Origin of the sequence: Roseovarius sp. ZX-A-9, from assembly GCF_028369135.1 — a bacterium.
Lineage (GTDB): Bacteria > Pseudomonadota > Alphaproteobacteria > Rhodobacterales > Rhodobacteraceae > Roseovarius.
Genome location: NZ_JAPWHW010000051.1, coordinates 1 through 6,424, shown reverse-complemented (window position 1 = coordinate 6,424; position 6,424 = coordinate 1). Strand labels below are relative to the sequence as shown.

Genomic DNA, 6,424 nt, shown 5'->3' with positions numbered 1-6,424 from the left:
CAGCGCCGGGCCTGCTCAGCACAAGGGGGGCAATATTGGACGCCGATAAGGGGTCAAAGTTCAATGCCGATTGACAGGTGCGAGCCCTCAATCCTGTTATTGATCCCTTTGTGGGTGTCACTGTACCCTAATTAATCAGAATCTTAATCACCATACTGTACCCTTAATTGCCATACGGTCGGAACTGTGGATAAGTGTCGGCCCGTTGGGGCGGGGGGATTGGTGTGATCAACGAGCGTCTTGCGAAACACCGTGCGGCGGTTCTCCGCCCGATCCTGGAGCTTGAGAAGAGAGGCGAGCCGATCAGCGCGGCCATTGGTGACGCTGCCTGGGAACTGGGTTTGTCGAAAAGCCATACGTGGTCGCTCTACCGGCGTCTGAGAGCGAATGATGCACGCGCTGCAGCGCTGGAACTTGGCCGTCGTGGGCCGAGTCCGGGATCGAAGCGGATCGCGCAAGAGGTCGAAGACGTCATCGACGCCACGCTGCGGCGCTACTATCTGGTCCGCGAGCGGTCGAGCTTTCTGCGGATCTGTCGAGAGATCCGTTCGGAATGCGCGGCGAGGGGCTTCCAGCCCCCGACCCGGAGGACGGTGAAGGCCCGGCTCGACGCGATGGATCAGCGAGAAGTATTCAGGAAACGACACGGAGCGCAGGAAGCTGACCAGGTCTTTTCCGCGCGTCCCGGCCGTCTCAAGGTTTTAGCCCCGCTTGAGGTCGTTCAGATCGATCATACAACTTCGGACATCACGCTGGTCGATCACGTCAATCGGCGGCCACTTGCGCGACCTTATCTGACGGTTGCCATCGACGTCGCGACCCGGATCGTTCTCGGGGTCTATGTCACTTTCGACGAGCCGTCTGTCTTGTCGATCGCCCTATGTCTCGACCACTGCGTGCGGCGGAAATCGGTGCACATTCCCGGGACACTGGAAGAGGTGGTTTGGCCGACGGCCGGCATCCCGAAGGCGATTCACGTCGACAATGCCCAGGAGTTCCACAGCGACGCCTTCAAAACGGCCTGCGAAGATTGGGGTATTGCTGTCGAGTATCGTCCGCTTGGCGGCAAACACTATGGCGGCCATGTCGAACGGTTGATCGGAACGGCCATGGGTGCCGTTCACGTGCTGCCCGGGACGACACATTCTTCAATCGTCGAGAAGGGCGATTATGACAGCGAGAAGCACGCGGCCCTGACACTGACCGAGTTCGAGGATTGGCTTCATCTGGAAATCTGCCGCTACCACAATACGGTTCACGAAGCCCTCGGCCGAACGCCGTTGGCTGCCTGGGCTGACCTCGGCGGGGATACTGCGGGGCGGCAGGTCGTTGACGTCGAAGCCTTTCGGACGAGCTTCTTGCCCTTCGAGTGGCGCCAGCTCGGGCGCACCGGGATCACGCTCTTCGGGGTCCATTACTGGAGTGATGTCTTCGCGTCGTTAGTCGGACGCGAGCAGGGCAAGGTTCAGGTGAAATACGATCCGCGAGACTTGTCGCAAGTCTGGGTCATCACCGGTGATGGTCGCGTGATCCCGGCGCGCTACCGGGATCTCAGCCACCCGCGGATATCGCTTTGGGAAAGTCGGCGGGCACGGAAAGAATGGCAGGATAAACATGGTGGCCGGATCAACGAGCGGGTCCTGTTCCAATTGATTGACGCGCAACGGCGGCTGGCTGAGGCGGCGCGCCAAAAGACGCGGACTGCCCGGTTGGAAAACGAAAGAGGTGCTCGGCTTCCCCGGCACCAACCGCGCCGCGATCCATCGCGCGAAATGTTCGCGATCGACACGGGCAATCCTGAAAGTGACCGGCGGCGTCACCTCGCGGGTGTTCATCATGGTCAAGTCCCTGGCTATCGATGCGATCGAGACCGGAGAAGAGCGGATCACGGACGAAGCGGTTCAGGCCTGGCAACCGGTTTGGACAAAGCACGCGTGGAACATCCCTCGCCGGCCCGCCGCTGCATTCGGATGAACGTCAAACCGCTACCGTTTCGACCTTCACCCATTCACGATGAGCTTCTGTCCAGCTGGATCGGTCGGTTGGCAAAGGCCAATCATTGTTTGGATGAAGAGCTTTTTGGCTATCTGGGTTTGGGGCAGGGCAGGGCGCCGGAATTTGCCGGTGACTTGCGCGCGGCGAACTGGGCTCGACTATGCGGCGCGGTTCAGCGGAGCCGGGATGAAATCGTCAGCATGGCTCTTCCGGACACAATGCATCATGACGTGCAATACAGGTCACGCCATAACTTCCAATATTGCCCGGGGTGTGTTGCAAAATCACCCGATCTGGTGCTTCGCCATTGGCGCTTGGCATGGTCGATGAATTGCGAAATCTGTGGCCAGGCCTTGGCAGCCAAGTATCCAGCCAAAGATGTATCGGGCAGACTTCATGCCCGCGCTTTGCGCGGTGCGGAAATTCTGAAGTCGGCTACGGCCACGACCGATCTCGCGCGGTTGCGCCGGATCAGTCTGACCCTGCATGTCATGTCGGTGCTGAAGATCGGGCATTTCTGGTCGCTCACCACCGGGAACAAGCGCGAAAGGCTACTGGCGCTTGCTGCGGTCGGTATCGGCACGACCCGTCCCTTGTTGGGTGCCGCCATCATACTGCGAGGAAACGATCGGGCAGCCCGGGAGTTGCGTCGAGCATTTTCTCAGCATCGTCGGGTGATCGAGCGGATCCGTCGACTATCGCATGACCTTGACCGGCGGCTTCCGGGACGGCGTGAAACGGGGCGTCCAACAGCGCGGGAAACACATGGAATGCGTCGCCCAAGTGCCTCCGAGAGCGCTCTGCATGCAGCTCGTCAGGCCATATCCGAGCTTGGCGCCGACGCAAACCGTGAAGCGCTTCTGACGCGCGCCGATGTAATTTGGAAAAGCTCAGGCGGCGTCAAATCCTGAGGCGTGGAGACTGTGGATATATTGCAATTAGGGGTACAAAACCGCCTCTAAATGCCCTGAATCCGCAGAATCTGATTATTTGGGGTACAGTGACAGCCTCACCGCCACTTCCTATCGCCACGCCCGGGCAGATGCATTCAGCCTGTGGGCAGACTATGCCGCCGAAATGAAACCATGACTTGCCAAACGTAAAAAAATCTCAGCATCGGCTGAACAACTTGGCAATGCCGTCCTGACCCTTCTGTATTTTGCATCTGCTAAACTGATCCCATCACTGACCCTGGCCAGGGTCAGTGATGGGGTGGTGCGCGACGTCTGACCCTTGTGGCTTGACCACGTTATCTAGCGTGTCGGCACCGCCTCTCTTCATTGTCTCGAACAGTTGATTGCGGCCTTTCAAAGGACCGCGCACCAGAAGGAAGAGAGTATGGACAACCTAACACATGGCCGCATTATCGGCATAGATGTCAGCCGCGATTGGCTGGATCTTCATTGCCTACCCGATGATGTTCGATGCAGAACACCCAATGATCCGGAAGGGCACGCAGCCGTCGCGGATCTTGCCCGCGACTGTGATGCCGTCGTCTGTTTCGAGTCGACCGGTGGCCACGGATGGCAGCTTTGGGCTGCGCTTGAGGCAGAGGACGTCATCGCCCGACAAGTGGCGCCCGCTCAAGTGAAGGCATTCGCACGAAGCCGTGGCACGCGCGCAAAGACCGACCGGATCGACGCGGAGCTTATTGCCCGCTTCTTTGCTTTTCGACCCGAAGCAGGTCGTCGCCTTCCAGCAGAAAAGTTTCGCGACCTGAGAGCTTTAACCTCAAAACGAACGCAGCTGGTCGAGATGCGCAAACGACTGCTCGCCCAGGTCAGGGCGCAGCAGAAACTGGGCACCGCCGCCCAGTTCGAAGACATCGACGCCGAACTGAAAGCTAGGTTAGACAGCCTGATAAAATGCCTCGAAGAGCGCATTGCGGTGACCATATCGGACAACAATGCTCTCGCAGAGACTGCCACAATCCTGCGCTCCATTCCGGGGATCGGTCCGGTGGCAAGCACAACGCTCATCGCGGAAATGCCTGAACTCGGTGCCATTACAGGCGAAGAGGCCGCAGCCCTCGTCGGGTTAGCCCCCGTGGCTCATGACAGCGGAACCCTTCGCGGCAAACGAGCTATTGCGGGTGGACGCCGTGCCCTGAGGCACGTGATGTTCCAGGCGGCCTTGGTGGCATCGCATCACAACCCGACCATGAAAGCTTTCGCAGACCGCCTGCGAAAAGCCGGAAAACCACACAAGGTCATCATAACCGCTGTCGCTCGGAAACTGGTCAATCTTGCTAACGCCTTATGCAAGAGTCGTCAGAAATGGGCTCCTTTGGCTCCCTAAGAGATACAGTTGCTAGGTGTCCGGTGAAACGGGGGCCAATTCATCCGGCGACTGGTGCACTTTTAGTCCGGCGTTGACACACTCGTATCACTCTCGAAGGCATTGCCAACTTATTTGCATCCGCCCGAATGCGGCCTGAGCCGCGCCCGTCAGGCGGTCATTTCGAGTGTGTAGGCGTTCCAAAGATCGAGGGCATCAGCTCTGGCGTGACGATCGGATTTGGCGGTGAGACGATAGCGGCGGGGACGGAAGATCGTGTTGATCTGGTCATGTGCGGCCAGAAATCTCTGCGCCTGTCCCGGCGACTTGAAACGCCCCATGAGTTTCTCTCGCTTTCGGGTCGGCCGATGGGATCCTTCGATCCGGTTGTTCAAGCCTTTGTGCGCCCGATGATCGGCGTTCGCCGCAAGGTTGCGGATCGGCCTGATGTAACTGCGCAGCTTGTCGGTGATCACGACCCGCGGCGCGCCATGCCGGTCTATCAGCCGCTTCAGAAACCGGCTGGCGGCCTTCGCATTGCGTTGCTTTTGAACGAGAATGTCGAGCTCATTCCCATCCGCGTCGACGGCCCGCCAGAGCCAGAACTTCACACCATTGATCGGAACAACGACTTCATCCGAGTGCCATTTGTCACTGGTGCCTGGCCTGTCGCGTTTGATACAATCAGCGAAATGGCGGCCAAACCGGTTCACCCAGTTCCGGACGGTTTCCCGGCTTACCATCACGCCGCGTTCAGCCAGCAGATCCTCGACATCCGCCGTGCTGAGCGCAAAACGATAATACGCCCAGACTGCGTAGGCGACGATCTCGCGTGGAAAACGGTAGCCTTTCAGGCCAGGCATCGCGCAGGGTATCTTCATCCCGGTTGCCTATGCGAAAGCCGGTGCGCAAACAAGTTGGCAATGCCAACAGGACAGCTGCTGCATAGAGGCGTAGACCTGACAGTTCTTTTTGAGGATTTCCCTCGGTTTGCCCGTTCGTGATGGTTGTGTCCCAACCCGTGCAATAGAGCGCATCAAGCCTTGGGTTTGACGCAGAGGCTGCTTGAAGACTAGACCCAGCGTCAGGCACATCTCGATCGCCAAATCAGAGTAGTGCGGCTGTCCGCCGCGCGTGGTACGGCGCGGCGCCGACCACAAAGAAAGTGCGTCTTCGCTGATCCAAACTGTCAGATCACCACGCTGCCGTAGACCTTCATTGTACTCAGGCCAATTAGTCACCCGATGCTTTTGGTTCGGGATCTTGTCACGATAAGCGGCGTTGAACTTGTGCGGCATCTACAGCATCCTGAAACGAACAGAATGCCTCGATATCAGCTGTGCGACGATCCCTGCAACAAAGCCCATGGAATGCGTCGCCCAAGTGCCTCCGAGAGCGCTCTGCATGCAGCTCGTCAGGCCATATCCGAGCTTGGCGCCGACGCAAACCGTGAAGCGCTTCTGACGCGCGCCGATGCAATTTGGAAAAGCTCATGCGGCGTCAAATCCTGAGGCGTGGAGACTGTGGATATATTGCAATTAAGGGTACAAAACCGCCTCTAAATGCCCTGAATCCGCAGAATCTGATTATTTAGGGTACAGTGACACCGCCGCCGCCGCCGAAGCGCCGCGGACGGCCCCCAAAAACCAAAAATGGAGCGGCAGATCACTGAAACCGGCTGATCACCGGACCCGTGCAAGTGGGGAATTTTACTTCGGCACTATTGGGGAAAATTCAAACGGCGTTGACACAGAGTATTGCCGCTGACCACCACGTTTCCCCGACCTTGGGGCGCACCACCCGGATACCGCATCCTCGCTGAACCAGACCGTAACATCACCACGCTGGCGAAGCGCCTCGTTGTACTCAGGCCAGTTCGTGACCCGGTACTTGGCCATCTCAAACTTATCCCGCCGCGTCGCGTTGTGCTTGAAAGGCATCCCGCCATCCCGTCATTAAATCAAGCAACTGGCTACGCTGATGAAACGATCCGTGCAACACGGTCGCGTCAGTGCACGATTTTCGCATCTTTTGGATCGATCTTGGCTGCGGCTGCGTCGCCGACATTGTCGATGCCGCGCTCTTCGAGAAGCGTGGTCAGCCAGTTGGGGTCCATCTCGGGCACCGAGCTGAGCAGCAGGTCCGTGTAGGG

General features: G+C 58.5%; 3 protein-coding genes and 2 pseudogenes. 3 read left to right on the top strand and 2 right to left on the bottom strand.

Annotated elements, in window-relative coordinates; all coding sequences use genetic code 11:
• Positions 1-224 precede the first annotated feature (224 nt).
• The 3 genes and pseudogenes from O3306_RS22170 to O3306_RS22160 all read left to right on the top strand — a co-directional run bounded on the left by O3306_RS22170 (position 225) and on the right by O3306_RS22160 (position 4,293).
• Entirely contained in the window at positions 225-2,906 is a 2,682-nt protein-coding gene (locus O3306_RS22170) for a Mu transposase C-terminal domain-containing protein (protein WP_272011566.1), read from the top strand.
• Between the two features lie 97 nt (positions 2,907-3,003).
• Positions 3,004-3,084, top strand: a pseudogene (locus tag O3306_RS22165) (IS6 family transposase); the annotation flags it as partial.
• Positions 3,085-3,333: 249 nt separating this feature from the next.
• Positions 3,334-4,293 (top strand): IS110 family transposase, encoded by a 960-nt coding sequence (locus O3306_RS22160; protein WP_272011564.1) that lies wholly within the window; start codon positions 3,334-3,336, stop codon positions 4,291-4,293.
• A gap of 149 nt (positions 4,294-4,442) precedes the next feature.
• On the opposite strand, the gene O3306_RS22155 is transcribed toward O3306_RS22160, so the two are convergent.
• Complete coding sequence (locus O3306_RS22155) at positions 4,443-5,153, bottom strand: IS6 family transposase (RefSeq protein WP_272011562.1); 711 nt, start codon at positions 5,151-5,153, stop codon at positions 4,443-4,445.
• A 144-nt stretch (positions 5,154-5,297) separates the two neighbouring features.
• Positions 5,298-5,570, bottom strand: a pseudogene (locus O3306_RS22150) (transposase); the annotation flags it as partial.
• Positions 5,571-6,424 lie beyond the last annotated feature (854 nt).